Origin of the sequence: Streptomyces sp. NBC_00557 (assembly GCF_036345995.1) — a bacterium.
In the GTDB taxonomy this organism is placed as follows: domain Bacteria; phylum Actinomycetota; class Actinomycetes; order Streptomycetales; family Streptomycetaceae; genus Streptomyces.
On the sequence record NZ_CP107796.1, the window covers coordinates 4,377,253 to 4,401,983 of the forward strand.

Sequence of the window (24,731 nt, forward strand, 5' to 3'; positions counted from 1 at the left end):
CGGGTCAGGCGGCCGGCGCCAGGGCCTCCCGTACCGCCGCGCGTGCCAGTGCGGCCGTGGGGTCGACGACCGGGAGGCCGGCGCTCAGCTCACCGAGGAGCAGAGGCAGTTCCGTGCAGCCCGCCACCAGCAGGTTCGCACCCCGCGCCGCCAGCTCCTCGGCCGCGCGCTCGACCAGGCACACCGCGGCGGGACCGGTGTCGCCCGCCTTGACCCGGCGGATGGCGCCCGTCACGGCCTCGCCCTGGGAGAGTTCGCCCGGCACCACGACCCGCAGCCCCGCCGCCTCCAGGACGCGTTGGTACAGCCCGGCGCGGACCGTGCCGGTCGTGGCCAGGAGCCCGACCGACCTCACCTCCGGGTGGTGGGCACGGATCTCACCGGCCGTCTCCGCGATCATGTCGAGCATCGGTGCGCGCACACTGGCCCGCACCTGGTCGAGGAAGGCGTGCGCGGTGTTGCAGGGGGTCGCGATGACCCGTGCCCCCATCGCCTCCAGCCGGTGCGCACCGCGGACCAGCCAGGGTGTCGGGTCGGGCCCGCCCCCGATGAGCGCCGCGGAGCGGTCCGGGACCGAGGGGTCGGCCCACACCACGACCGGCAGGTGATCCTGGTCGGCACCGGCCGGGGTCGCGTCGATCACCTTCCGGTAGAAGTCGACCGTGGCCAAGGGGCCCATTCCGCCCAGGATTCCGATGGTCATCTCAGGTCCCCCATTGGTCGAGTGCGAGTTTGCCGACCAGCACGAACACGACGACGAGCAGCACGGCCCGTACGAAGCCGCTGCCGCGTTTGAGCGCCATGCGGGCGCCCACCGAGGCGCCCGCCAGGTTGAACAGCGCCAGGAAGGGAGCGAGGGCCCACAGCACCGTGCCCTGGTACGCGAACATCGCGAGGGCGCCCAGGTTCGTCCCCACGTTGACGGCCTTGGCGGTCGCCGACGCCGTGACCATGTCCATGGACAGGACCGCGACCAGGCCGATCACCAGGAAGGTGCCGGTGCCCGGGCCCAGCAGGCCGTCGTAGAAGCCGATGCCCGCGCCGACGAGTCCCACGGCGGCCAGGACCCGCTGCCGGGTCACCGCGGCGCCGGGCCGCTGTCCGAACTGCGGTCTGAGGACGACGAAGGCGGCGACGGCGACCAGCAGCACCATGATCACGGGGCGCAGGACCTCGCTCTTCACGTCGGCGGCGAAGAACGCCCCGCCCACCGCCGCGAGGGCCGCCACGGAACCGAGGCGGGCCGCGAGCCGGACGTCGACGGGGGCCCTGCGGGCGTAGGTCACCGCGGCCGCCGAGGTGCCGACGACACCGACCGCCTTGTTGGTGCCCAGGGCGTACGCCGGGGCCAGGTGCGGGAAGGCGATCAGCAGGGCGGGCACCTGCAGGAGCCCGCCGCCGCCGACCACCGCGTCCACCCAGCCCGCGAACGCGGCGGCGATGCAGAGCAGCGCCGCCGCGGTCAGGGTCAGGTCATGCACGGGCATAGCTGTCCTTGCCGAGCACCCGGCCGCCGGCCCGTACCAGGACGTCGGCGCGCAGCTCGCCGGGGTAGGGGTAGAACCGGCGCAGCCAGCGGTCGTCGCCGTCGTAGCGCGGTGTGAAGTCGCTGCGGCCGTGCACCACGATCCGGTTGTCGACCAGGAGCAGGTCGCCCCGCTCGGCCCGCACCGCGCGGTGCACCGTGTGCATGGCGTGGTTGAGCCGCTCCAGGGCGGCCTGCGCCTCGGGGTCCGTGCCGAAGGTGTTGTGCATGTTGAACCGGACCCGGGTGCCGGGGGCGTCGGCCGGGCCGTCCATGAGGACCGGGTGCGGCTCGGTCACCGGCCGCTGGTCCTCGGCGAGACCCCGCGTGAAGGAGAGCGGGAAGCGGCTGCGGTAGCGGTCGGTGCGCAGCAGCTCCCGGTCGGCGGCGGTGAGCAGCGGCTCCGCCTCGCGGACCGAGGCGACCATGGTGGCCGCCTGCCGGTCGTGGTCGGGCCGCAGGCACAGCAGGCCCAGGTGGGAGGGGCGTACCGGGTGGTGGACGTTCTCGGTGTGGAAGTCGAAGAGCGTGGAGCCCGAGTTCAGGGGCTTCGCCGCGTCGCCGGCGACCGGGTAGACGTCGTGCACGAGTGCCCCGGACTTCTCGTCCTCGTAGCCGATCAGTCCGCCCAGCGGGTGCGCGACCAGGGCGACGAGCAGGCTCGAGGCGTGCCGCTCGCCGAGGACGTTGGCGCCGTACGCCGCCGGGGTCGCCGGGATGTCGCCGACGGGCAGTCCGCGCACCACGAGCAGGCCGTGGTCCGGAGGCGTGTCACGGAAGGACTCGATGCCCGCGCGCAGCCGGCCCGGCAGACGCTCGGCGAACGAGGCGAACACCTCGGTCTGGATCATCTGTTCCAGGGGGCCCGGCAGCTGGGTCACCTCACGCAGCAGTTCGTCGAGAAGGGCGGCCTCGGCCGGCTCCAGGGTGAGCGCGGCGAGCTCGGCACGGGGTTCCGCGTAAGTCGTCATGCCGGAGATCCTGTGGCCCGACAACCGTCGCGACCAGGGAAGTTGACCGTCCGGAAACGTCCATGACCCGCACCGGTCACACCCAGGACCTGTCCGGTAGGGGACGCGGCCGGAACCGGACGCCCCCGGGCGTGCCGCCCGGCGCGTGCGGTGCGGCAGCATGTGGGGCGGCGCGGCAAACGCTTCGGGGGAGGTGTCGCGATGTCTGAAGTCTCTTTGTTCTCCTTCATCTGGGGCTGAGCCGGTGCGAGCGATGCGGTCGGTGTCCTTCTCGGCGGTCAACGCGGGCGTGGTGGCGATGGCGGTGTCCTACGCGGGGCCGCTCGCCCTCGTCCTGGCTGCCGCGGACAAGGCCGGCCTGAGCGCGGCGCAGCGTTCGTCGTGGGTGTGGGCGATCTCCATCGGCGCAGGCCTGACCTGCGTGGGACTCAGCTGGTGGACCCGGACCCCGGTGATCACGGCGTTCTCGACGCCGGGCGCCGCCATCCTGGTCACGGCCCTCGCACAGCACGCCTACGCCGAGGCCGTCGGCGCCTTCCTGTGCGCGGGCGTGGCGGCCACGGCGCTGACCGCGACAGGGGTGTTCGCCCGGGTTCTCGCCCGGATTCCGGAGGGCGTCGTCTCGGCGATGCTCGCCGGGATCCTCTTCTCGTTCGGCACGGCGATCTTCACATCGCTGCGCTCGGCCCCGCTGCTGGCCGGCAGCATGGTGGCCGGCTATCTGCTCGCCAAGCGCCTGTGGCCGACCTACGCGGTGATGTGCGCGCTCGCGGTCGGGCTCGCCGTCGCCGCGGCCGACGGCGGCCTCACCCTGCACCTGACGGGGCCCGGCCTGGCCGTGCCGCACCTGACGGCGCCGCACTTCTCGGCCGGGGCCCTGCTCGGCATCGGCGTGCCGCTGCTCGTGGCCACGCTCGCCGGCCAGTACGCGCCGGGGATGGCCGTGCTGCGCGCGGACGGCTACCGGCCCGACGAGCGCCTGGTGTGCGCGACGACCGGCGCGGTGTCGACGCTGCTCGCGCCCTTCGGCTCGCACGCCATCAACCCGGCGGCCATCACCGCCGCCATCTGCACCGGACCCGAGGCGCACCGCGATCCGGGCAGGCGGTGGGTCGCCGGGGTGAGCTGCGGCATCGGCTACCTGGTCGTGGGCTGCTTCGGCTCGACGCTGGTCGCCCTGTTCACCGGATTGCCGAAGCCGCTCGTGGCGACGCTGGCCGGGGTGGCGCTGCTCGGTGCGCTCAGCGGAAGTCTGGCCCGTACGGTCGCCGACGAACGCCACCGCGACGCCTCGGTGATCACCTTCCTCGCGACCGCCTCGGGAGTGACGGTCGCCGGCATCGGCTCACCCTTCTGGGGGCTCCTCGCCGGGGTCGTCGCGCACCTCCTGCTCCGGAGCCGCCGGGACCAGCCAGCCGGCGCGCTCGGCGAGGACCGCGACCTGGAAGCGGCTGGCGGCGCCGAGCGCCGAGGTCAGCTCGCCGACCATCCGGCGGACGGTGCGGGCGGAGACGCCGAGCCGCCGGGCGACCGCCTCGTCGGTCAGCCCCTCCGCGAGTAACCGCAGGACCGCCTGCTGCCGCCGGTCGGGCCGGCCCTCCGCAAGCTCGTCCCTGACGGCACGCACCCCCGTGCCGAACGCGGCGGCCTGCGCCCACGCGTGCTCGAACTGGCTGCGGAACACCTCCACCAGCGAGGGGTCGTAGACGACGACGGCCGCCTGCTGCCCGTCGCTGCCCGTGGCGGGCACGATCGCCAGGTGCCGGTCGACGACGATGAGCCGGTGCGGCAGCGTCACGGCGGTGCGCACCTGACCGCCCGCCTTCTGCACCTCCCGCAGATAGCCGGTCATATGGGGCAGTGCGGCGGACGAGGCGAGATGGACGGTGCGCATGGCGACCCCGCGCCGCAGTGCCCGCCGGTCGCGCGTGAGGCCCTCCTCCACCATGTGCTCGGGCACCCCGCGCGGGTGCAGCGAGACCACCTCTTCGTACGCCTGCTGCGCGGCGTCCTCCAGGGCGGCCGCGATATTGGTCGTGCCCTCCACCAGCTGGGCCTGGGTGCCGGACAGACGCATGGCGTGGATGGGGTGGAAGTCGGTGAGCATCCGCACCATCGCCTCGCGGGTACGGGTGGTCTGGTCGATCAGCTCGGCGACGCGGCGGGCGTCGGCGGCGAGAAGGTGATGAAGCGCCGATTCGGACGACACGCAGGCCCAGCCGCTGGGCGTGGCGGTGGTCCGCACCAGCAGGCCGAGTTCGGACAGCACCTGGATGGCCGCCGTGTACTCCTCGCTGCTCCAGGCGAGCCGCCGGCAGACGGCCGCCGGTGTCCAGGCGGCGTCCTGGACGGCGATCTCGTAGAGACGCTGCGCGAGTTTGTGCTCCAGCCCCGTACTGCTGGTCAAAAGTTCCCCCTCGTCGGCACTGCCCCCCGGGGCAGCGAAAGGGCCGTCCCTCCCGCGCCGGGGAGTGACGGCCCTTGTCACACGGCACGAGACCCTACGCGAAACGGGAGACACGCGCCGGGGCCGATGACGGCTGACCTGGCCGAGAGCGCCCGGTCCGGGACGCGTAAGCTGGGGGCGGCCCTGTCGTATCGCGTACTGCCCGCTCATCCGAGGAGCACCCGTGGAGACTTTCTTCGAAACCCTGCTGGTCCTGGTCTGCGTCGGCGTGCTCGCCTTCGCGTACCTGACCGTGAAGAAGCTGTACCAGGGCCAGCGCTGACCCCGTACCCGGCAAAGATCCAGGAAACCCGCCACTCATGATCGAGATCCCGTCCGACCTGCACAAGAGCCTGGTCCCGCTCGCCTTCCTGCTCGGCAACTGGGCGGGCGCGGGCGTGCACGACTTCCCCGGCTCCGAGAAGTGCAACTTCGGTCAGGAGGTCAGCTTCACCCACGACGGCCGTGACTTCCTGGAGTACCACTCGCACACCTGGGTGCTGGACAAGGACGGCAACAAGGTGCGCCCGCTGGAGTCGGAGTCCGGCTTCTGGCGGATCGACGCCGACCGCAAGGTCGAGGTGACGATGACCCGCGACGACGGCGTCATCGAGATCTGGTACGGCGAGATGGCCGACAAGAAGCCGCAGATCGACCTGGTCACGGACGCCGTGGCCCGCACGCCCGGCTCGCGCGCCTACAGCGGCGGCAAGCGCCTGTACGGCTACGTCAAGAGCGACCTGATGTGGGTCGGCGAGAAGCAGACCCCCGAGGTCCAGCTCCGCCCCTACATGTCGGCCCACCTGAAGAAGGTCGTCACCCCCGAGGACGTCGAGCGCTGGGCCAAGGCCCTGCCGGACGACCTTCCGGACGACGGCATCGCCTTCTTCAAGTGAGCCTTCCGGCCCCGTAGCTCTAGACTTTCCGGTGTGGTGAGCACCGACTGGAAGAGCGACCTCCGGCAGCGCGGCTATCGGCTGACGCCGCAGCGGCAGCTTGTCCTCGAAGCCGTGGACACCCTCGAGCACGCGACCCCCGACGACATCCTCACGGAAGTGAAGAAGACGGCGTCGGGGGTCAACATCTCCACCGTCTACCGGACGCTGGAGCTGCTGGAGGAACTGGGCCTGGTCAGCCACGCCCACCTCGGGCACGGTGCGCCCACCTATCACCTCGCCGACCGGCACCACCATCTGCACCTGGTGTGCCGCGACTGCGAGAACGTGATCGAGGCCGATGTGGACGTGGCCGCCGAGTTCACCGCGAAGCTGCGGCAGCAGTTCGGGTTCGACACCGACATGAAGCACTTCGCGATCTTCGGCCGCTGCAAGGACTGTTCCCTGAAGAGTTCAACTACCACGTCGTAGGCTGGCGGTATGAAGAGCCCCCTGCTGTCCCTGCCCGGCGCCGTCCCCGCCGAGGGCGTGGACGAAGGCGTCGCCGCGCACTACGGCGACCTGTTCCGCGAGCAGCGCGCACTCGCCGACGGCGCCGGTTTCGTCGACCTGTCCCACCGCGGTGTCGTCACCGTCAGCGGTGAGGACCGGCTGAGCTGGCTGCACCTCCTGCTCACCCAGCACGTCAGCGAGCTGCCGGCCGGTGAGGCCACCGAGGCGCTGATCCTCTCCGCGCACGGGCACATCGAGCACGCGCTGTACCTGGTGGACGACGGCAGCACCGTCTGGGCGCACGTCGAGCCCGGCACCCAGGACGCGCTGCTCGCGTACCTGGAGTCGATGAAGTTCTTCTACCGGGTCGAGGTCGCCGACCGCACGGCCGACTTCGCGGTCGTCCACCTGCCCGCCGGGTCCATCGCCGAGGCGCCCCGGGGCGTGGTCGTCCGCGAGACGCCGTACGGCCGTGATCTGTTCCTGCCGCGCGAGGACCTGGAGTCCTTCGCCGCCGCGCACGGGCCGGCCGCCGGTCTGCTCGCCTACGAGGCGCTGCGCGTCGAGCAGCACCGGCCCCGGCTCGGCTTCGAGACCGACCACCGGACGATCCCGCACGAGCTGGGCTGGATCGGCACCGCCGTGCACCTCCACAAGGGCTGCTACCGGGGCCAGGAGACGGTCGCCCGCGTCCAGAACCTGGGCAAGCCGCCGCGCCGGCTGGTCTTCCTCCACCTCGACGGCAGCGAGGTGCACCTGCCGGTGCCGGGCACCGAGATCCGGCTCGCGGACGAGGGCCCGGACGGCCGCAAGATCGGTTTCGTGACGACGTCGGTACGGCACCACGAGCTGGGGCCGGTGGCGTTGGCCCTGGTCAAGCGCAACGTACCGGTCGACGCGCGGCTCCTGGCCGGAGAGACCGCGGCCGCGCAGGAGGTCGTGGTCGAGCCGTAGCCGTACGGCCGCGGACGCGCGCGGCCGGCGGGCTGGATCTCCAGCAGCACGGCTAGATCTCCAGCAGCACCGTGAACGGCCCGTCGTTCGTCAAGGACACCCTCATCTGCGCGCCGAACCGGCCCGTCGCCACCGTCGCGCCCAGCGCCCTGAGCTGGGACACCACCTCGTCGACCAGGGGCTCGGCGACGTCTCCGGGGGCCGCCGCGTTCCACGTGGGCCGGCGGCCCTTCCTGGCGTCCCCGTACAGGGTGAACTGGCTGACGACCAGCAGCGGGGCGTCGACGTCGCTGCACGACCGCTCGTCGTGCAGCATCCGGATCGACCAGAGCTTGCGGGCGAGCTGCGCCGCCTTCTCCTTGGTGTCCTCGTGGGTCACCCCGACCAGGACGCACAGCCCCTCGCCCTCGATCGCGCCGACCGTCTCCCCGTCCACGACGACGCTCGCGCCGTCCACTCTCTGCACCACCGCACGCATGCGGACCATCATGCCGGGTGCCCGGTGGGCGGTCACAGGGGGTCCAATATCGATCCCTTACCCCCCATCTGGGGCTGTTCGGGGGCACTCGGTCACATAGGGGCCGGTTGGGGTGGCACGATGCTGTCACACGCCGGTCGAGGGGACGGTCACACGCACGATGAGCACACCGAGTACCAGCGGGCAGCTGGGGGCGCAGGGGACGTACCGGCCGCCCGTCCAGCGCGCCGACGAGCCGGAGGGCCCCGTGCATCCGGCGGACCCCGTGCACCCGGCAGCCCCCGTGCGTCCGGCGGGCCTCGCGCCGTCCGCGCGGCCCGAGCCGGAGCTGGCCCGGCTGAGCCTGCCCGAGCTGCGAACCCTGCGCCGCGACGCCCAGCGCGACGAGGCCGACCTGAGCTATGTGCGGCGGCTGCTGCAGGGCCGGATCGACATCCTGCGCGCGGAGCTGTGCCGGCGCGGACGGGCGTCCGTGCCGGCGCCCGCGGACGGTTCGATGGTCGACCGGCTCCCGGAGATCCTCAAGGACGCCCCCGCCCGGCACCGCTCCTCGGCCCGCCATGTCACGCTCGGCACCCCGCACAACGAGGAGTACCGGCAGCTGGCCGCCGAGATGCTCGCCGAGGTCGAGCTGAGCGATCTGCAGGCGCGCACGGATCTGGAGCTGACCGCGGCCATGGGGCGCCTGATCCGCTACGAGCAGGAGGTCTCCGGCCGCCGGCACCGCCTGCAGCGCACTACCGACGAGTGCAGCGCGGAGATCGCCCGCCGCTACCGGGACGGTGAGGCGCAGGTGGACGACCTGCTGATGTGAGCGGGGCGAAAAGGAAGCGACACGCGCGCGCGGCGCGCCTACGGTGGCCCCATGACCGACGTCCGCACCGTCACCGAGGCCGAGTTCGACGACTGGCAGCGCGCCCTGAGCACCGGTTTCCTGCGGCCGCCCGTGATGCCCGCCGAGCAACTCGAGGCGCGGCGGGCCCAGTTCGTGCCAGGCCGGCTGCTCGGCGCGTTCGACGGCGGCCGGTGCGTGGCCACCTTCCGCTCCTTCGCGCAGGAGGTGACCGCCGTCGGCGGCGCGGCCGTCCCCGCGGACGCGATCTCCGGTGTCACCGTCAGCCCCACCCACCGCCGCCGCGGCCTGCTCACCCGCATGATGAGCCGGGACCTGGCGGCGGCGAAGGAGCGCGGTGACGTGGTCGCCACGCTGATCGCCGCCGAGTACCCGATCTACGGCCGGTACGGCTTCGGCCCGGCGACCTGGACGAGCGAGTGGACCGTCGAGGTGCCCCGGGCCGGTCTCGACCCGCGCTGGTCCGGGCCCGGCGACGGCGGCCGTATCGACCTCGTGGACGGCGAGGAGGTGCGCAAGCTGGGCCCCGAACTGCACGAGCGGTTCCGCAGGGCGCAGCCGGGCGCGGTCAGCCGGACCGAGCTGTGGTGGCAGGCCCACACCGGGGCCGTCCGGCTGCACGCCGACTGGACCGAGCCGTTCCACGCCGTCCACCGCGCGGCCGGCGGCGAGGTCCAGGGCCTGGTGACGTACCGGTCCGACGAGACGTGGAACGGCATGCAGCCGGAGCAGACCGCCACCGTGCAGGAGCTGATCGCGACCACCCCGGCCGCCGAGCGCGCCCTGTGGCTCTACGTGTGCTCCATCGACTGGATCACGAAGGTCAAGAGCGGCTCCCGCGGCCCCGACGACCTGCTGCCGTACTACCTCCCCGACCGGCGCGCGGCCCGGATCACCGACCACGCGGACTGGTTGTGGGTGCGCGTCCTGGACGTCGTGCGCGCCCTCGAGGCGCGGACGTACGACGTGGCGGAGACGCTGGTGCTGGAGGTCGTGGACAGCGACGGCCTGGCCGCGGGGCGGTTCCGGCTGGACGCCGCGCCGGAGGGCGCCTCCTGCGCGCCCACCGGTGAGAGCGCCGATCTCACGCTGGGCGCCGGTGAGTTGGCCTCGCTGTGGCTCGGCGGCGAGTCGGCGCTGCGGCTCACGGCGCTCGGCCGCGTGCGGGAAGAACGAGAGGGCGCCGCCCGGAAGGCCGACGCCCTGTTCCGCTCGCCCGGGCGACCCTGGTGCCCGGACCTGTTCTGACAGCTCCCTTCTCCCGGGGGCGCTGACTGTGCATCCGTAGCGAGCTGTTCAGTTGTGGCTGTGCTGCGTTGTTCGGTTGTGGCTGTGCGATGTCGTGTTCAGTTGTGACTGTGCGCTTCGGTGGCCGTCCCCTGTCCGGGCTCCCGGCTCCCCTCCGGAAGGGAGCCCGGTCGGCCAACCACTGGGAAGCTTGACCATGTTGTGCAAGTTGGCAGCCAACTTCACCTGACTTATGTCCGTTGGGAAGCGGCTCATAACCAGCTATCACAGAACTGCCGCAACTTGGCGGGAAGTTGTAGTGTTTGTCCGTGGACCCGGAGCACGCCTCCGCCAGTGGACGGACGAGGTCGCAGCGGCCTCACCCGTCCCACCGCGACATCGCCGACGAACTGCGCAGCCGGATCAGGACCGGTGTGCTGCGGGCGGGCCAGCGCATGCCCACGCAGGCCGAGCTGGCCGACGAGTTCGGCGTCGAGCGCGGTGCGGTGCGCCAGGCCCTGCGCATCCTGCAGTCGGAGCACCTGCTCACCAACGTTTCCAAGGGCAGCCCGGCCACGGTGGCGGGCGTGCCGGCACCGGCCCGTATGCCGGCCGGCCCCGCGGCGCCGCCGCAGCCCACCATGGTCGGTCTCGCTCCCCGGATCGCGGAGGCCTTCGCCGCCCCTCACGTGCGGATCGACGCGCTCTGTCTGACCTCGGTCTCGCTCACGCTGGCCATCGGCGAGCCACTGCGGCAGATCCACGCGGGGCGGCTGAAACCGGCCAAGATCGATGTGCGGGTGCTGCTGCCCAGCCGGGACATCGATCTCGCCTTTCCGGCGCCGGTGGCCGCCGACGACCACGGCCTGCTGCACCGGCGCTGGCTGGTGCAGCGCAACGCGCAGGGCCTGGTGCTGCGGCAGAACCTGCTGGCCCTGTCCGCCACGCACGGCATCGACGTGCACGTGTCCTTCCGCGCGCTGCCGTTCACCCCGCCGGTCAAGCTGTATCTGCTCAACGGGTCGGAGGCGCTGTTCGCGTACTACACGCTGCGGCGCCGCGAGCGGGAGATCGAGCACGAGCATCTGGAGCTGTACGACGCCGACGGCACGCGCTCGATGCTGTTCGCCTTCGAGCGGCGTGCCGGGCTCCGGGACGACGCGTTCGTGGAGCAGTCGCGACGGTGGTTCGAGGCGCTGTGGGAGACGATCAGTTCGGAGCTGCTGCTCAGTACCTAGGGCGCGGTGCGCGGGAGTTACAGCGCCGGGCCCGCCAGGAGCACGGCGAGCAGGACGGCGCCGGCCGAGACGGCCTTGTGACTCCTGGTCTCGAGGCCGACGGAGATCAGGAGCAGTCCGGCGGCACCGGCGAGACCGAACTTCCACTGGACGAGTTGCTCGACGAGGAGAGCGAGGGCAGGCACGGCGGTTCCCCCATTCCGAAGATTGGCCAACTTGCAAAAGTTGGCAACCAACTCCATCTAAGTTGTCCCCACTTGGTCATGGTTCATAAACAACTTCCCGGCAACTCCCCAAAGATGGGTCAGAGTTGTAGCGTTTGGTCGTGACTCAGGAGCATGTGGCAGTGAACGGCAGCAGGAGGCTCACCCCCCAGGAGATCGCCGACGCCCTGCGCCGGCGCATCCGCACCGGGGAACTGCGTCCCGGCGAGCGCCTGCCCACCCAGGCCGAGCTGGCCGGGGAGTTCGGCGTCGAGCGGGGCGCCGTACGCCAGGCGCTGCGCGCCCTTCAGGAGGAGGGGCTGCTCGCGGACGTCAGCAAGGGCAGCCCGCCCCGGGTCGCCGAGTCGTCCGCGCCGCGCGGCGAGCCGCAGCCCACCATGGTGGCGCTCGCGCCCCGGCTCACCGAGGCGTTCTCGGCGCCGCACGTGCGCATCGACGCCGTCTGCCTGACCGCGCAGAGCCTGATCCCCGCCCTCGGCGAGCCGCTGCGCCTGATCCACGAGGGCCGGCTGCGCCCGGAGCGGATCGACGCCCGCATCCTGCTGCCGTCCCGCGACATCAACCTCGCCTTCCCGGTCTCGGTCGACGCCGGGAGCGAGGAGGACGACGCCGTGCACCAGCGCTGGCTGGCCATGCGCAACGCCCAGGGCCAGGTGCTGCAGTACAACCTCCAGGCGCTGCGCGCCACCCATGACATCGACGTCCAGGTCACCTTCCGCGCGCTGCCGTTCACCCCGCCGGTCAAGCTGTACCTGCTCAACGGGGTGGAGGCGCTGTTCGCGCACTACATGATCACGCGCCGCGAGGAGTCCACCGACAGCGGGGAGACGCTGGAGATGTACGACACGCTGGGCTCGGAGTCGCTGCTGTTCTCCTTCGAGCAGCGGGCCGGCGAGCGGGACGCGGCGTTCGTGGAGCAATCGCAGAAGTGGTTCGACGCCCTCTGGGAAACCATCACGACGGACCTGACACTCTCCTAGTGACTTCTGATGCGACGCAGACTGAGACGACGCAGACCGGACAGAGCGCGAGCGAGATCGAGATGCTCCGGGATCTGATCGAGAACGCCCGCGTGGTGCTGTGGGACTTCGACGGACCGATCTGCCGGCTCTTCGCGCGGCACAAGGCCGAACGGGTGGCGACCGGGCTGGTGGAGTGGCTGGCCGGGCGCGGGCTGCACAATCTGCTCAGCGACTCCGAACGCGGCTCGCTGGACCCGCACGAGGTGCTGCGCGCCGTGGACCTGCGGCACCCGGGCAGCGACCTGGTGACCGAGCTGGAGGAACGTCTCACCCAGGAGGAGCTGCGGGCCGCCGGCTCCGCGCACCCCACCGCCTACGCCGACCCCCTGATACGCACCTGGTCCGCGGTGGGCGCCCGGCTGGCCATCACCACCAACAACTCCCCGAAGGTGGTCACCGCCTACCTGGACGACCGCGGCCTCACCGGCTGCTTCGCCCCCCACATCTACGGCCGCACCGCCGATCTGCAGCTGCTCAAGCCCGACCCGCACTGCCTCAACCGCGCGCTCGTCGCGATGGGCGCCGCCCCCTCGGCGGCCCTGATGATCGGCGACTCGCCGTCCGACCTCGCCGCCGCGCGCGGCGCCGGCGTGCGCTTTCTCGGCTACGCGCGTAACGCAGAGAAGGGGAAGCTTTTGCGGGAGGCCGGAGCCGCGCACGTGGTCCGTTCGCTGGAGCCGTTGCTGCGCGTGCTGTGGAGCCGGTGACCGCCGGGCGCCCGGCGTCCGGCGCCTCGGCCGCCCTGCTGCGGCGCGCCCGCCCGCGGATCCACGCCGTAAGCGACGCCACCCCTCCCGCGGCCCAGAGGAGGAGCTGAGCCAGGTCGTCGATCTGCACGTCGAACCCGAGCACATGTATCGTCACGGCTTCCTCCCCCGCGGGTCCCGGCAACCGGTCAACCGCCCGGCCTTGCGCGGTTGACTGCCTGACTTGACTGCTTGTGGCAGCATGCCCGGCCAAGTAGATCCAGTAACAAGGGCAGTTGACTTGTCTGGTTGACTGCCCGGCCGGGTTTGCCGCCGACTCGCCGGAGGTACGTACCCCCTGTGGCGGCGGAGCGGCACGACGAGACCGACGGCCGCAGATTCCTCCAGATCACGGAGGAACTGCGGGCGCGGCTGGCCGACGGCTTCTATCCGGTGGACGGCTATCTGCCCACCCAGTCCATGCTGGCCAAGGAGTTCCAGGTCTCCCGGGACACCGTGCAGCGGGCCCTGCGGGTGCTGCGCAGCGAGGGCTGGATCGAGTCCCGGCAGGGCAAAGGCTCACGGGTGGTCAGGAACCAGCGCGTCCACTCCCCGACGCCCCGGGCGAGCCGGTCCCGGCGCCAGCTGACCCTCGGTCCGCTGATCGCCGAGGCGTTCGAGCAGCCCGAAGTCACGATGGACATCTACACCCTGACGTCGGAGAGCCTGGACACCCACATCCATCTGCAGGCCGAACGCATCCGCGCCGGCATCATCGCCCCCCGGCGGATCGCGCTGCGCCTGATCCTCCCGTCCGCGATCGACGCCCTGCCCTACCCGCGGGCGGTGGACGGCACGGACGACGCACGGTTGCGAGCACGGCTGCGGGGCATCGCCGAGACCCACGTCGCCTCGCTCGGCAAGGTCCTCGGCGAACTGCGGCGCGAGGGGCTCGTCCCCGAGGTGGAGTACGCGTTCCGCCACGCGCCCATCGCGCCCATGTTCAAGCTGTACGTCATCAACCGCTCCGAGGTGCTGCACGGCCTGTACATCCCGATCGTCCGTCCGGTGATGCTCGACACCGACGAGGAGGTCGCCGCGGTGGACGTCCTCGGACTCGGCGCGACCCTCACGCACCACGTCCGCGACGGCCGGAAGGACTCGCCGGGAACGACCTTCGTCGACAGCATGACGACGTGGTTCGAGGCCACCTGGCACCTGCTGACGGACGAGGCCGCGAAGTCCGCGCCGCAGTAGGCCACGCCGTTCGAGAGAGCGTCGAGCGCTGTGCTGTAGCATGCGCGCACCGCATGAGCAACTGCTCCCGTTCGTACGTACGGGACGGCAATCGTGCCGACCCGAGGCGGCCTGATGCGTAACCGAGCGCCAGACACACCCGTTGTGGCTACTCGACCACGGTTCCGGTCGTGCGGAAAGACACCGCGTTTTATCGTTTGCCATACTTTCCACCAGCGCGAGCAATTCGGAGCGGCCAGTGGGCGCACCTGACGTTCCCCGCCTCATTCGCGGGGAACGCGCCGGACCCGGCACAGTGCAGGCGCTGTACGAGAGTTTCGTCGATCTCGCCACCCGGCAGGGCGAGCGGACCAGCGGTCACCACAACGAGAACTACCGGACGGCGCTCACCGTCCCCCTGGCGCACCTCCTCGGGCGGGACCCCGATACCTGGGTGACGGTACGGATCCGGCGGGCGAAGGCGCTGCCGGTGGTGATCAGGACCTGGCAGAACGAGGCAGAGATCCTGCGGGCGGTCAAGAGCGCCCTGCCGCATGTACCGGAGTGCCTGGCCGAGGGCGACGGGTTCGCGATCCACAGCTATGTGGAGGGCGTACCGCTCTCCCGCGTCTGCGCCGACGGCAAGCCCGTCGACACGCTGCTGATCAAGGCACTCGCCGGGCTGCTCGCCCAGATGGCCCAGGTGCGCCGGGGCGCGCTGCCGCCACTGCCGGCCGGCTGGCCCAGCAACGACCAGGACAGCCAGGGCTTTCTGCAGACGCTGGCGCACCTCGCCGACCGGCAGATCCGCCGGCCCAACTGGCAGGCGTTCGGTGGCCTGTTCGCGGCGCTGGGCATCCCGGAGGACGCGCTGCTCCGCCTGGCCGAGCGGGTACCGCCGATGGCGCGGAGGCCGTACAGCCTGCTCCACGCCGACCTGCACCGCGACAACCTGATCATGACGTACGCCGGGGACCCTCCCCTGATCTGCGTCGACTGGGAGCTGGCGACCTACGGCGATCCCCTGCACGACCTGGCGACCCATCTGGTGCGGATGCGGTATCCGAGACACCAGTGGCCGGAGGTGATCGACGCCTGGGCCGAGGCCATGCAGCGGATCCGCCCGGGGGCGGTCAACGGTCTGGCCAAGGACCTGCGGCACTACATCGCCTTCGAGCAGGCCCAGTCGGTGTACCCGGACGTCATGCGCGCCGCGATCTCCCTGGACGAGGCGTTCGACCAGAAGGGGCTGGACCATGCCACGGGGGAGGTGCGCCGTGCCCTGGAGGCGGCCCAGGAGCCGCTGAACCTGCGCAGTCTGCCCAGCGAGACGGAGATCGAGCGGATCCTGTTCCGCTGGCGCATCTCCCGGGAGAATACGCGCGACGGTCTCTTCTCCGCCTTCGTCGCCCCGTCCTGGAACCCGGACAAGCGCGTGCCCGAACGCGAGGACTTTCCCTACCCGGCGGTCCACGCGGCACTGCACGCGGAGGGCGCCGCACCGGCCGGACGCGTGTTCAAGGGAACCGCTCACCTCAATTCCGTGGTCCGGGTCCCCGGAATCGAATTTCCCGTGGTGGTGCGCCGTAAAGTGGCGAACGTCTGCCGGCGCGAGCGGAGCTTTCTCAGCGAGCACGCGGTGCTGCGGGCCATCGAGGACTCGAGGGTTCCGGTGGCGGCGCCGCGGGTTCTCGCCCTGGGCGAGAGTTATCCCGGGAAATTCCGGAAGGACAGCTTCGCCATCCACACCTACGAGGGCCCGCTCGACACGAACCGGCCGCCCGAGCACCCGGTGCACGGCCTGCTCCCGCACGAGGCGGACCGGCTGGTCGAGCAGCTGTGCGCACTGAGGCACGTGGACTACACCAAGCTCGACCCGGCGGCCGCCGAGCGGGACTTCGGTTTCTACGGCTGGCTGGCGGACCAGCTCGTCGCGCTGGTCCGGAAACTGCCCAAGGAGTCACAGCAGCTGGCCCGCCTCCTCGGCCTGCCCGAGGCGGACCGGCTGCGGCAGATGCTGGCCCGGCACGGCGTGAGCCCGCGGAAGCCGACGCTGCTGCACGGCGACCTGAATCCCTGGAACCTGGTACGCCGCGACGACGCACTCGCGCTCACCCTCATCGACTGGGAGCTGGCGACCGTCGGCGACCCCCTGTACGACCTGGTCCGGCACATGCATCTGACGCCGACCCGGCCGGAGATCCGGGACCGGATGTTCCGCCGCTGGGAGGCCCTGATGCCCCCCGAGTACACCCGCGACTGGCAGCAGGACTGGCGGGTCTACCGGTGGATCGAGATCGTCCGCTCGGCCTACGTCGACCTCGACCGCCTGGTCACCGGCGCCAGCCTGGACGCCCCCAACGTCCGCCGGGCCGTCGACTCCTACGCCATGACCCTGGCCGCGGCCAAGGGCTCCCTGGGCCTGCCCGTGCGCCCCACGGCGAACCCGTATCTGGCCCGCGCCCTGGCCTAGGCCCTGCCGGGTGCCGTTCGGCCCGGGCGGGGTGCGCTCCCCGCCCGGACCGCTCGGCCCCGCCCCCTCACGCCCCCACGTACGCCGCCAGGTGCTGCCCCGTCAGGGTCGACCGGGCGGCGATCAGGTCTGCCGGAGTGCCCTCGAAGACGACGCGGCCGCCGTCGTGGCCGGCGCCGGGGCCGAGGTCGATGATCCAGTCGGCGTGGGCCATGACGGCCTGGTGGTGTTCGACCACGATGACCGACTTGCCGGAGTCGACCAGGCGGTCGAGGAGGGCGAGCAGTTGTTCGACGTCGGCCAGGTGGAGGCCGGTCGTCGGCTCGTCGAGGACGTAGACACCGCCCTTGTCGGCCATGTGCGTGGCCAGCTTCAGCCGCTGCCGCTCGCCGCCGGAGAGCGTGGTGAGCGGCTGGCCCAGGGTGAGGTAGCCGAGGCCGACGTCGGACATCCGCTCGAGGATCTTGTGGGCCGCCGGGACCCGTGCCTCGCCGGTGGCGAAGAACTCCTCCGCCTCGGTCACCGACATCCCCAGCACCTCGGCGATGTCCCGACCGCCCAGGGTGTACTCCAGCACCGAGGCCTGGAACCGCTTGCCCTCGCACTCCTCGCAGGTCGTCGCGACCCCCGCCATCATCGCCAGGTCGGTGTAGACGACCCCGGCGCCGTTGCAGTTCGGGCAGGCCCCCTCGGAGTTCGCGCTGAACAGCGCCGGCTTGACCTCGTTGGCCTTGGCGAACGCCTTGCGGATCGGCTCCAGCAGGCCCGTGTACGTCGCCGGGTTGCTGCGCCGCGAGCCGCGGATCGGGGTCTGGTCGATCGACACGACGTCCGCGTCCGCCGGCATCGAGCCGTGCACCAGCGAGCTCTTGCCGGAGCCGGCCACACCGGTGACCACGCAGAGCACGCCCAGCGGGATGTCGACGTCGACGTTCCGCAGGTTGTGCGTGGTCGCGCCGCGGATCTCCAGGGCGCCCGTCGGCTTGCGCACCGTGTCCTTCACCGTCGCCCGGTCGTCGAGGTGCCGGCCGGTCAGGGTGCCGCTCGCCCGCAGGCCCTCGACGGTGCCCTCGAAGCAGACGGTGCCGCCCGCCGTACCGGCGCCCGGACCGAGGTCGACGACGTGGTCGGCGATCGCGATCGCCTCCGGCTTGTGCTCCACGACCAGCACGGTGTTGCCCTTGTCGCGCAGCCGCAGCAGGAGTTCGTTCATCCGCTGGATGTCGTGCGGGTGCAGGCCGATCGTCGGCTCGTCGAAGACGTACGTGACGTCGGTGAGGGACGAGCCGAGGTGCCGGATCATCTTCACGCGCTGCGCCTCGCCGCCCGACAGCGTGCCCGCCGGGCGGTCCAGGGAGAGGTAGCCGAGGCCGATCTCCACGAACGAGTCGAGGGTGTGCCGCAGGGACGCCAGGAGCGGCGCGACCGTCGGCTCCGACAGCGACCGCACCCACTCGGCCAGGTCGCTGATCTGCATCGCGCACGCGTCCGCGATGCTCACGCCCTCGATCTTCGAGGACCGGGCCGCCGCGGTGAGCCGGGTGCCCTCGCAGTCGGGGCAGACGGTGAAGGTGACCGCACGGTCCACGAACGCCCGGATGTGCGGCTGCATGCCCTCCCTGTCCTTGGCGAGCATCGACTTCTGGATCCGCGGGACCAGACCCTCGTAGGTCATGTTGATGCCCGCGATCTTCATCCGGGTCGGTTCCTTGTACAGGAAGTCCTGCAGCTCCCGCTTGGTGAACTTCCGGATCGGCTTGTCCGGGTCGTACAGGCCGGACTCCGTGTAGAGCCGGTAGTTCCAGCCGCCCGTCTTGTAGCCGGGGATCATCAGCGCCCCCTCGTTGAGGGAGAGGGAGTCGTCGTAGAGCTGGGTGAGGTCGAGGTCAGTGACCGTGCCCCGGCCCTCGCAGCGCGGGCACATGCCGCCGGTGATGCTGAAGCTGCGCCGCTCCTTCACCTGCTGCCCGCCGCGCTCCACGGTGACCGCGCCGGCGCCGCTGATCGAGGCCACGTTGAAGGAGAACGCCTTGGGCGATCCGATGTGCGGCCTGCCGAGCCGGCTGAACAGGATGCGCAGCATCGCGTTGGCGTCGGTGGCGGTGCCGACGGTGGAGCGGGGATCGGCGCCCATCCGCTGCTGGTCCACGATGATCGCCGTCGTCAGCCCCTCGAGCACGTCGACCTCGGGCCGGTTCAGCGTCGGCATGAACCCCTGCACGAACGCGCTGTACGTCTCGTTGATCAGCCGCTGCGACTCCGCGGCGATGGTGTCGAACACCAGGGAGCTCTTGCCCGAGCCGGACACACCGGTGAACACGGTCAGCCGGCGCTTGGGGATCTCGACGCTGACGTCCTTGAGGTTGTTCTCCCGGGCGCCGTGCACCCGGATCAGGTCGTGTCGGTCGGCGGCGTGCGGTGCGATGGCGTCGTCCATGGCGGTCACGGTAACCGGGGCGGCCCGGCCGGCGCTTCTCCGATTCTGACGTTTTCGCGGGCGGTCCCACCCGCGCGCAGCCGGCGGTGTGAGCGCGCCCGGCCGGTCAGCCCTGCGGGCCGGTGAAGTCGTACACCGCCCAGTCGGCGAGCGTGCGATAGCCGAGGCGCCGGTAGAGGGCGTTGCTGGCGGGGTTGGACAGGTCGGCGAACAGTACGACGTCCCGCGCGCCCGCGGCCAGCGCGGCGCGGCTCACCTCCGCCGTCACGGCGCCCGCGTAGCCGCGGCCGCGCAGGTGGGCCGGGGTGTAGACGACGTCGACCTGGATCTGGCCGCCGATCAGCGGGTTCATGCCCGCTACCGAGACGGGGACGCCGTCCGGGGTCTCCCAGAGGGTGTACCGCTTGTCCGCGAAGCGGGTGCCGGCCCACGTGCCCGCGTCGATGGACACGTCCTCCCCGACGGCCCTGGCGAACTCGCCGCACCAGAACATGGCTTCTTCGAGGTCCTGCTCGCCCAGGACCCGGGGCCGTCCGGCGGGCATCGGCTCCGGCGGGGTGAGCGTGCCGAGCCGGTACAGCCGCAGCCGCGGGCCGCGCGGGCTCGCCGTCGCGCCGGTGTGCCGCCGCCAGGCCTCGGCGAACGCGGCGGCGCTGTCGTGGTCCGCGCCGACGGAGGGCAGCCGGTGCCCGAGGCCGGCCAGCCGGGCGGCGAGGGCGTCGGCCTGCTCGGACGTGAGCGGCGTCAGCCCCAGCCCTCGGGGCGGGAGCCGGTAGAAGGCGGCGCACACCTCGCCCGCAGGCTCCAGCACACCGAAGACGGGGTCCCCGGCGCAGAACGCCCCCGCCCCCCGCCTGCGCACCCTCTCTGCCCAGGTCAGCGCCATGACGTGCGCACCGGGCCGTGAGCGCAGGAAGTCCCCGGCGCGGGCGAGGAAGTCGTCGACGTCTTCGGTGAGGTGCCAGTCGTCGGGGCGCATGGGTGAGGGATTGCCCCGTCTCCGGGAAGGCGAACCGTGTCGGGGCCGTGACAGCCCGCCCGCGCCGAGCCATGGCCTTTCTGGTCGCGTAGTGCGCGGCAGACTTTTGCAAGCAGGTGCTTGCAAAAGTTAGCGACGGTGGGGCAAGGTGGAGGCATGGCATCACTGAACGTCGGCAATCTCGGCGAGTACCTGCGCGAGCAGCGGCGTAACGCCCAGCTGTCGCTGCGGCAGCTCGCCGACGCCGCCGGGGTGTCCAATCCCTACCTGAGCCAGATCGAGCGCGGGCTGCGCAAGCCGAGCGCGGAGGTGCTGCAGCAGGTCGCCAAGGCCCTGCGCATCTCCGCCGAGACGCTGTACGTCCGCGCCGGGATCCTCGACGCCGAGCGGGACCGGGACGAGGTGGAGACGCGTGCCGTCATCCTCGCCGATCCCTCGCTGAACGAGCGGCAGAAGCAGGTGCTGCTCCAGATCTACGAGTCCTTCCGGAAAGAGAACGGATTCGGGGTCGGCGAGCCCGCCGCGGGCGAGGAGGCCGGGGACCCGGCCCAGGACACGGACGTGGACTCCGGCGCGGCCGACGGACCGGATGCCGACGCGGACCCGCGGCGTACGGCCGGATAACCGGACCAGGGCGCCGGCCGTACCACCGCGGACCACACCACCTCAGCCGAACGCGAATCCGGGAGGACCTGATCACCATGGCCATCACCGACGACCTGCGCAAGACCCTCAGCGACCCGACTCCGCTCTACTTCGCCGCCGGCACCGCCGACCTCGCCCTGAAGCAGGCCAGGAAGGTGCCCGCCCTGGTCGAGCAGCTGCGCGCCGAGGCGCCGGCCCGCATCGAGGCCGTGCGCAACACCGACCCCAAGGCCGTGCAGGAGAAGGCCGCCGCCCGGGCCAAGGAGGCGCAGGAGACCCTGCAGAACAAGGTCAACGAGTTCCTCGGCACCCTCGACGTCGACCTGAAGAAGCTCGGCGAGCAGGCCCAGGACCTCGCGCTGCGCGGCGTCGGCGTCGCGGCCGAGTACGCCGTCAAGGCGCGTGAGGCCTACGAGAAGGTCGCCGAGCAGGGCGAGCAGGCCGTGAAGCACTGGCGCGGCGAGGCCGCCGAGGAGATCGAGGACATCGCGGTCGCCGTCGAGGGCAAGCCCGAGCCGGGCGAGGTCAAGCACGAGCCGAAGCCGGCCGAGGCCGACTCCGCCGACAGGAAGCCGGCGGCGAAGAAGGCTCCGGCCCCGCGCAAGACGACCACCCCGAAGAAGACGACGCCGTCGGACAAGTGACCGGCGGCGGCGAGGTCACAACGGGCCGGGCACCTTGGGGGTGTCCGGCCCGTTGTACGGGTACGGTGGCTGTACGGACTCGACTCGGGTGGTGGGCATTGTGCTGATGACGGCAGTCGGCGGAGTGATGTGGCTGATCTTCACCGCCATGCTGGCGCTCGCCATCGTGGCGTTCGTGATGGCGGCCATCTTCCGCGAGGACGCGTACCGCGCCGCGGACAAGCAGAACAAGGGCTTCTGGCTGATCATCCTGGGCATCGCGGTCGCCGTGAACCTCTTCGTCCCGATGCTGTTCCTGCAGCTCGCGGGCCTGGTCGCCACGATCGTCTTCTTCGTGGACGTCCGCCCGGCGCTCCAGCAGGTGTCCGGCGGCAGGGGGTTCCGCCGCCGCGGGCGCGGCAGCAGCAGCGACGGTCCGTACGGGCCGTACAACGGCGGCCGCTAGAGACTTCCCCGCCTGGGCCGCCCGAGGGCGGAGACCTCCGCCCCGGGGCCGCCCGGCGACGACGAGCCACCCCCTACGGCGAGACTGCGCTCACGGCGCCCGGTCCAGCAGCACCACGGCCACGTCGTCGGTCAGCTCGCCCCCGTTGAGCTCGCGCACCTCGCTCACCGCGGCCCGCAGCAGTTCCTCCCCCCGCAGTCCCTCGGCCAGCTGCCGGCGGATCATCGCGACCATGCCGTCCTGGCCCAGCCGCTCCCCGCCCTCGCCGACCCGGCCCTCGATCAGGCCGTCGGTGTAGAGCATCAGGCTCCACTCGGAACCCAGCTCCACCTGCATCCGCGGCCAGCGGGCGCCGGGCAGCAGTCCGAGGGCGGGGCCGTTGTTGTCGTACGGCAGCAGGCGGGCCTGCCGGCCGGGACGGGCGAGCAGCGGGGCCGGGTGTCCGGCCAGGCACAGGCCCGCGTGGCGGCCGTCGGGTGCGATGTCCACCGTGCACAGGGTCGCGAAGATCTCCTCGTCGGCCCGCTCGTGCTCCAGCACCTGCTGCAGCGTGCCGAGCAGTTCGTCGCCGCACAGGCCGGCCAGGGTCAGCGCCCGCCAGGCGATGCGCAGCTCCACGCCGAGTGCGGCCTCGTCCGGGCCGTGGCCGCAGACGTCGCCGATCATGGCGTGCACGGTGCCGTCGGGGGTGCGCACGGCGTCGTAGAAGTCGCCGCCGAGCAGCGCCCGGGAGCGGCCGGGGCGGTAGCGGGCGGCGAAGCGCAGCGAGGAGCCCTCCAGCAGGGGCGTGGGCAGCAGGCCGCGCTCCAGCCGGCGGTTCTCCTGCGCGCGCAGCCGGCCCTCCGCCAGCCGCCGCTCGGCCGTCTCGGAACGCTTCCGCTCCACCGCGTACCGGATGGCGCGGCTGAGCAGCCGGCCGTCCAGCTCGTCCCAGAAGAGGTAGTCCTGCGCGCCGACGCGTACGGCCTCGGCGCCGCGCTCGGCGTCGCCGGAGGCGGTCAGGGCGAGCACGGCGTGCCGGGGCGCGAGCCGGAGCACGTGCTTGAGCACGGCCAGCTCGTCGTCGCTGTCGCCGCGGCCCGGCGCCGGGAGCGCCAGGTCGAGCAGGATGCAGTGCACGTCGTCGGTCAGCAGCCGCTCGGCCTCGGTGAGGTTGCGGGCGGTGCGCACGCGGATCGGCTTGCCGGCCGAGTCCAGCAGGTCGGGAACGATCGGCGAGCCGGCCGGATCGTCCTCGATCAGCAGCAGGGTGAGAGTGGCGCCGCCGCCACTCGTGGGCGCGGCGTCGCGGTGAGCCTCTTCCTTGAGGGGGCCGCCGACTGCGGAGGCGGCCTCAGCCTGACCACTCTCCACGGCCGGGATCGCTCTCTGCCGCGGTACGGGTACGGGCATCGTCTTGGGTTCCTTCCCTCCCCCCGAGGGCACGGGCGGCGCCGAGGGTCTCGATGCCGCCGACGGGGACCATAGCGGGTGGTCGCGCCCCGATGGAATGGTGTGAGCCGCGTCGCTCCCGCGCAGGCCGTTGTCATATGCCGCGTTCCGTACCGCAGTTGGACAGGCTGCCGGAGGTGCGGGAATGACGAAGCTCACGTCCGGCCGGGGTTTGGGCGGGGTTTGGCGGTGGGGTGGGTCACATGGCGTACGTCACGTGGGCGCACCGAGGGACGCGGGACTGTGTTCGCCATGCGGCTCCGCCGCGCGGCCGCGAGGCCTACGCGTCCGGCCGTACGACGCCCAGGATCGGCATCGAGCCGGCGCCCGCGATCGTCACGTCCCGTCCGGGGCGCGGGGCCTGGATGATCGTGCCGTCGCCGATGTAGAGGGCGACATGGCTGGCGTCGTCGAAGTAGATGATGAGGTCGCCGGGGCGCATGTCCGTGATGCCGATGTGCTTGAGCTGCTTCCACTGCTCCTGCGAGGTGCGCGGGATGGGATGGCCGGCCGCCGCCCAGGCCTGGGAGGTCAGGCCGGAGCAGTCGTAGGCCTTCGGGCCCTCGGCGCCCCAGACGTACGGCTTGCCGAGCTGGGCGGCGGCGAACGCGACGGCCTTCTCGCCCTGCGCGGACGCCCTGCCGTGGATCCGCTTGAGGATGCCGGTGTCCAGCCAGCGCGTCTGCGCCTTCAGCGCGGCCTGCTTCTCCAACTCGGCGAGCCGCTCCCGGTCCTTCTTCTCCAGCTGCGACTCGAGCTTCTCGGCGGCGGAGATCTGCCGCTCGATCCGCTTCTTCGCGGCGGCCTTGGCCCGGCGCTCGGCGTCCAGCTTCTTCCACCGGTCGGCGGCGTCTGCGGCGTACGACCGCAACTGCTTCTGAGTGCCGGCCAGTTCGCTCATCAGCGTCCTCGTCGCCCGCTGGCCCTGCAGGACCAGTCCGGCGCCGTCCAGGACCTGCCCGGGGTCGTCGCTGAGCAGGAACTGGGCGGTGGGCGGGATGCCCCCGGTGCGGTACTGCTCGCGGGCGGCCGCGCCCGCCCGGTCCTTGAGCCCGGCGAGCCGCCGCTGCCCCTCCTCGATCTTCCCGGCCAGCGCGTCGATCCGGGCGGACTGCTGCTTGGCCTTCTCCTCGGCCGCGTTGTAGGCGTCGGTGGCGACGGCCGCGTCGTGGTAGAGCCGGTCGAGCTCCTCGCGGACCTTCTCGAGGTCCTTGCCCGGCGGGGGAGTCGGCGAGGTGCTGGGGCGGGGCGCCGGGGCGGCGAAGGCCGTGCCGGGCGCTCCCAGCACGGTCACGGCGCAGACCACCGTCACGGCGGCCGAGAGAACGCTGCGCTTGCCCCAGCCCATCGCACATGCCCCCAACTGATTTACCGTCAGTAACTTCACGACTCCGGGGGGATGGTGTCACGTCGCGCCGCAAAACGACAG

23 protein-coding genes and 1 pseudogene are annotated in these 24,731 nt (G+C 71.9%); 14 read left to right on the top strand and 10 right to left on the bottom strand.

Translation table 11 applies throughout. From position 1 onward, the window contains the following. Positions 1 to 4: 4 nt before the first annotated feature. From OG956_RS18830 to OG956_RS18840, 3 genes are read right to left on the bottom strand one after another with little or no spacing between them, the layout of a single operon-like run. The gene (locus OG956_RS18830) at positions 5 to 703 is read right to left on the bottom strand and encodes an aspartate/glutamate racemase family protein (protein WP_330339130.1); all 699 of its coding nucleotides are present in this window, start codon (positions 701 to 703) and stop codon (positions 5 to 7) included. A 1-nt stretch (position 704) separates the two neighbouring features. Beyond that, positions 705 to 1,481: a sulfite exporter TauE/SafE family protein gene (locus tag OG956_RS18835; RefSeq protein WP_443065575.1), complete on the bottom strand. Its 777-nt coding sequence runs from the start codon at positions 1,479 to 1,481 to the stop codon at positions 705 to 707. Beyond that, positions 1,474 to 2,496, bottom strand: a complete 1,023-nt coding sequence (locus OG956_RS18840) for a TauD/TfdA family dioxygenase (protein WP_330339132.1) — start codon at positions 2,494 to 2,496, stop codon at positions 1,474 to 1,476. Before OG956_RS18840 ends, OG956_RS18835 begins: the two co-directional genes overlap by 8 nt. Before the next feature lie 253 nt (positions 2,497 to 2,749). Between OG956_RS18840 and OG956_RS18845 the strand changes: the two genes are divergently transcribed. Beyond that, entirely contained in the window at positions 2,750 to 4,057 is a 1,308-nt protein-coding gene (locus OG956_RS18845) for a benzoate/H(+) symporter BenE family transporter (protein ID WP_330339133.1), read from the top strand. Here OG956_RS18845 and OG956_RS18850 read toward each other — a convergent pair. After that, positions 3,983 to 5,113: pseudogene (locus tag OG956_RS18850) on the bottom strand (helix-turn-helix domain-containing protein); the annotation flags it as partial. The gene OG956_RS18845 and the pseudogene OG956_RS18850 sit on opposite strands and share 75 nt — an antisense overlap. 149 nt (positions 5,114 to 5,262) lie before the next feature. Between OG956_RS18850 and OG956_RS18855 the strand changes: the two are divergent. The 3 genes from OG956_RS18855 to ygfZ are packed head-to-tail and all read left to right on the top strand — an operon-like array spanning position 5,263 to position 7,284. Beyond that, positions 5,263 to 5,838 (top strand): FABP family protein, encoded by a 576-nt coding sequence (locus tag OG956_RS18855; RefSeq protein WP_330339134.1) that lies wholly within the window; start codon positions 5,263 to 5,265, stop codon positions 5,836 to 5,838. A gap of 33 nt (positions 5,839 to 5,871) precedes the next feature. Then, the gene (locus OG956_RS18860; protein ID WP_330339135.1) at positions 5,872 to 6,309 is read left to right on the top strand and encodes a Fur family transcriptional regulator; all 438 of its coding nucleotides are present in this window, start codon (positions 5,872 to 5,874) and stop codon (positions 6,307 to 6,309) included. 9 nt (positions 6,310 to 6,318) lie between these two features. Further along, a complete protein-coding gene (gene ygfZ / locus OG956_RS18865; protein ID WP_330339136.1) occupies positions 6,319 to 7,284 on the top strand; it encodes a CAF17-like 4Fe-4S cluster assembly/insertion protein YgfZ in 966 nt (321 codons plus the stop codon). A 52-nt stretch (positions 7,285 to 7,336) separates the two neighbouring features. Here the strand turns inward: ygfZ and dtd are convergent, their stop codons facing one another. Next, positions 7,337 to 7,762: a D-aminoacyl-tRNA deacylase gene (dtd, locus tag OG956_RS18870; RefSeq protein WP_330339137.1), complete on the bottom strand. Its 426-nt coding sequence runs from the start codon at positions 7,760 to 7,762 to the stop codon at positions 7,337 to 7,339. Between the two features lie 160 nt (positions 7,763 to 7,922). Between dtd and OG956_RS18875 the strand changes: the two genes are divergently transcribed. The 3 genes from OG956_RS18875 to OG956_RS18885 all read left to right on the top strand — a co-directional run bounded on the left by OG956_RS18875 (position 7,923) and on the right by OG956_RS18885 (position 11,080). Beyond that, a complete protein-coding gene (locus tag OG956_RS18875) occupies positions 7,923 to 8,576 on the top strand; it encodes an RsiG family protein (protein WP_330339138.1) in 654 nt (217 codons plus the stop codon). 51 nt (positions 8,577 to 8,627) lie between these two features. After that, positions 8,628 to 9,863: a GNAT family N-acetyltransferase gene (locus OG956_RS18880; protein WP_330339139.1), complete on the top strand. Its 1,236-nt coding sequence runs from the start codon at positions 8,628 to 8,630 to the stop codon at positions 9,861 to 9,863. 302 nt (positions 9,864 to 10,165) lie between these two features. Next, positions 10,166 to 11,080, top strand: a complete 915-nt coding sequence (locus OG956_RS18885) for a winged helix-turn-helix domain-containing protein (RefSeq protein ID WP_330339140.1) — start codon at positions 10,166 to 10,168, stop codon at positions 11,078 to 11,080. Between the two features lie 17 nt (positions 11,081 to 11,097). Here the strand turns inward: OG956_RS18885 and OG956_RS18890 are convergent, their stop codons facing one another. Continuing rightward, positions 11,098 to 11,265, bottom strand: a complete 168-nt coding sequence (locus OG956_RS18890) for a hypothetical protein (protein ID WP_330339141.1) — start codon at positions 11,263 to 11,265, stop codon at positions 11,098 to 11,100. 134 nt (positions 11,266 to 11,399) lie between these two features. Between OG956_RS18890 and OG956_RS18895 the strand changes: the two genes are divergently transcribed. The 4 genes from OG956_RS18895 (at position 11,400) to OG956_RS18910 (ending at position 16,721) form a co-directional block, all read left to right on the top strand. Further along, positions 11,400 to 12,284: a winged helix-turn-helix domain-containing protein gene (locus OG956_RS18895; protein WP_330339142.1), complete on the top strand. Its 885-nt coding sequence runs from the start codon at positions 11,400 to 11,402 to the stop codon at positions 12,282 to 12,284. Then, a complete protein-coding gene (locus OG956_RS18900) occupies positions 12,233 to 13,033 on the top strand; it encodes an HAD family hydrolase (protein ID WP_330339143.1) in 801 nt (266 codons plus the stop codon). Before OG956_RS18895 ends, OG956_RS18900 begins: the two co-directional genes overlap by 52 nt. Before the next feature lie 339 nt (positions 13,034 to 13,372). Beyond that, the gene (locus tag OG956_RS18905) at positions 13,373 to 14,269 is read left to right on the top strand and encodes a winged helix-turn-helix domain-containing protein (protein ID WP_330339144.1); all 897 of its coding nucleotides are present in this window, start codon (positions 13,373 to 13,375) and stop codon (positions 14,267 to 14,269) included. A 295-nt stretch (positions 14,270 to 14,564) separates the two neighbouring features. Next, a complete protein-coding gene (locus OG956_RS18910; RefSeq protein ID WP_330339145.1) occupies positions 14,565 to 16,721 on the top strand; it encodes an aminoglycoside phosphotransferase family protein in 2,157 nt (718 codons plus the stop codon). Positions 16,722 to 16,788: 67 nt separating this feature from the next. Here the strand turns inward: OG956_RS18910 and OG956_RS18915 are convergent, their stop codons facing one another. Both OG956_RS18915 and OG956_RS18920 read right to left on the bottom strand, forming a co-directional pair. Further along, complete coding sequence (locus OG956_RS18915) at positions 16,789 to 19,158, bottom strand: excinuclease ABC subunit UvrA (protein ID WP_330339146.1); 2,370 nt, start codon at positions 19,156 to 19,158, stop codon at positions 16,789 to 16,791. Positions 19,159 to 19,264: 106 nt separating this feature from the next. After that, a complete protein-coding gene (locus tag OG956_RS18920) occupies positions 19,265 to 20,137 on the bottom strand; it encodes a GNAT family N-acetyltransferase (protein ID WP_330339147.1) in 873 nt (290 codons plus the stop codon). A gap of 156 nt (positions 20,138 to 20,293) precedes the next feature. Here OG956_RS18920 and OG956_RS18925 point away from each other — a divergent pair, with 156 nt between their 5' ends. From OG956_RS18925 to OG956_RS18935, 3 genes are all read left to right on the top strand, one after another. After that, complete coding sequence (locus OG956_RS18925) at positions 20,294 to 20,761, top strand: helix-turn-helix domain-containing protein (protein WP_330339148.1); 468 nt, start codon at positions 20,294 to 20,296, stop codon at positions 20,759 to 20,761. A 77-nt stretch (positions 20,762 to 20,838) separates the two neighbouring features. Next, entirely contained in the window at positions 20,839 to 21,426 is a 588-nt protein-coding gene (locus OG956_RS18930; protein WP_330339149.1) for a hypothetical protein, read from the top strand. Between the two features lie 106 nt (positions 21,427 to 21,532). After that, positions 21,533 to 21,871, top strand: a complete 339-nt coding sequence (locus OG956_RS18935) for a DUF2516 family protein (protein ID WP_443065576.1) — start codon at positions 21,533 to 21,535, stop codon at positions 21,869 to 21,871. Positions 21,872 to 21,961: 90 nt separating this feature from the next. Here the strand turns inward: OG956_RS18935 and OG956_RS18940 are convergent, their stop codons facing one another. Both OG956_RS18940 and OG956_RS18945 read right to left on the bottom strand, forming a co-directional pair. Next, positions 21,962 to 23,263, bottom strand: coding sequence for a PP2C family protein-serine/threonine phosphatase (locus tag OG956_RS18940; protein ID WP_330339150.1), 1,302 nt, complete (start codon positions 23,261 to 23,263; stop codon positions 21,962 to 21,964). Between the two features lie 319 nt (positions 23,264 to 23,582). Further along, a complete protein-coding gene (locus tag OG956_RS18945) occupies positions 23,583 to 24,650 on the bottom strand; it encodes an NlpC/P60 family protein (protein ID WP_330342883.1) in 1,068 nt (355 codons plus the stop codon). Positions 24,651 to 24,731: the final 81 nt, after the last annotated feature.

Excerpts from the sequence above, each read along its gene's own strand:
- OG956_RS18940 (WP_330339150.1), bottom strand. The coding sequence starts at position 23,263 with ATGCCCGTACCCGTACCGCGGCAGAGAGCGATCCCGGCCGTGGAGAGT.
- OG956_RS18945 (WP_330342883.1), bottom strand. The coding sequence starts at position 24,650 with ATGGGCTGGGGCAAGCGCAGCGTTCTCTCGGCCGCCGTGACGGTGGTC.
- OG956_RS18920 (WP_330339147.1), bottom strand. The coding sequence starts at position 20,137 with ATGCGCCCCGACGACTGGCACCTCACCGAAGACGTCGACGACTTCCTC.
- dtd (WP_330339137.1), bottom strand. The coding sequence starts at position 7,762 with ATGCGTGCGGTGGTGCAGAGAGTGGACGGCGCGAGCGTCGTCGTGGAC.
- OG956_RS18915 (WP_330339146.1), bottom strand. The coding sequence starts at position 19,158 with ATGGACGACGCCATCGCACCGCACGCCGCCGACCGACACGACCTGATC.
- OG956_RS18875 (WP_330339138.1), top strand. The coding sequence starts at position 7,923 with ATGAGCACACCGAGTACCAGCGGGCAGCTGGGGGCGCAGGGGACGTAC.
- OG956_RS18925 (WP_330339148.1), top strand. The coding sequence starts at position 20,294 with ATGGCATCACTGAACGTCGGCAATCTCGGCGAGTACCTGCGCGAGCAG.
- OG956_RS18830 (WP_330339130.1), bottom strand. The coding sequence starts at position 703 with ATGACCATCGGAATCCTGGGCGGAATGGGCCCCTTGGCCACGGTCGAC.
- OG956_RS18880 (WP_330339139.1), top strand. The coding sequence starts at position 8,628 with ATGACCGACGTCCGCACCGTCACCGAGGCCGAGTTCGACGACTGGCAG.
- OG956_RS18930 (WP_330339149.1), top strand. The coding sequence starts at position 20,839 with ATGGCCATCACCGACGACCTGCGCAAGACCCTCAGCGACCCGACTCCG.
- OG956_RS18855 (WP_330339134.1), top strand. The coding sequence starts at position 5,263 with ATGATCGAGATCCCGTCCGACCTGCACAAGAGCCTGGTCCCGCTCGCC.
- OG956_RS18845 (WP_330339133.1), top strand. The coding sequence starts at position 2,750 with ATGCGGTCGGTGTCCTTCTCGGCGGTCAACGCGGGCGTGGTGGCGATG.
- ygfZ (WP_330339136.1), top strand. The coding sequence starts at position 6,319 with ATGAAGAGCCCCCTGCTGTCCCTGCCCGGCGCCGTCCCCGCCGAGGGC.
- OG956_RS18935 (WP_443065576.1), top strand. The coding sequence starts at position 21,533 with ATGACGGCAGTCGGCGGAGTGATGTGGCTGATCTTCACCGCCATGCTG.
- OG956_RS18840 (WP_330339132.1), bottom strand. The coding sequence starts at position 2,496 with ATGACGACTTACGCGGAACCCCGTGCCGAGCTCGCCGCGCTCACCCTG.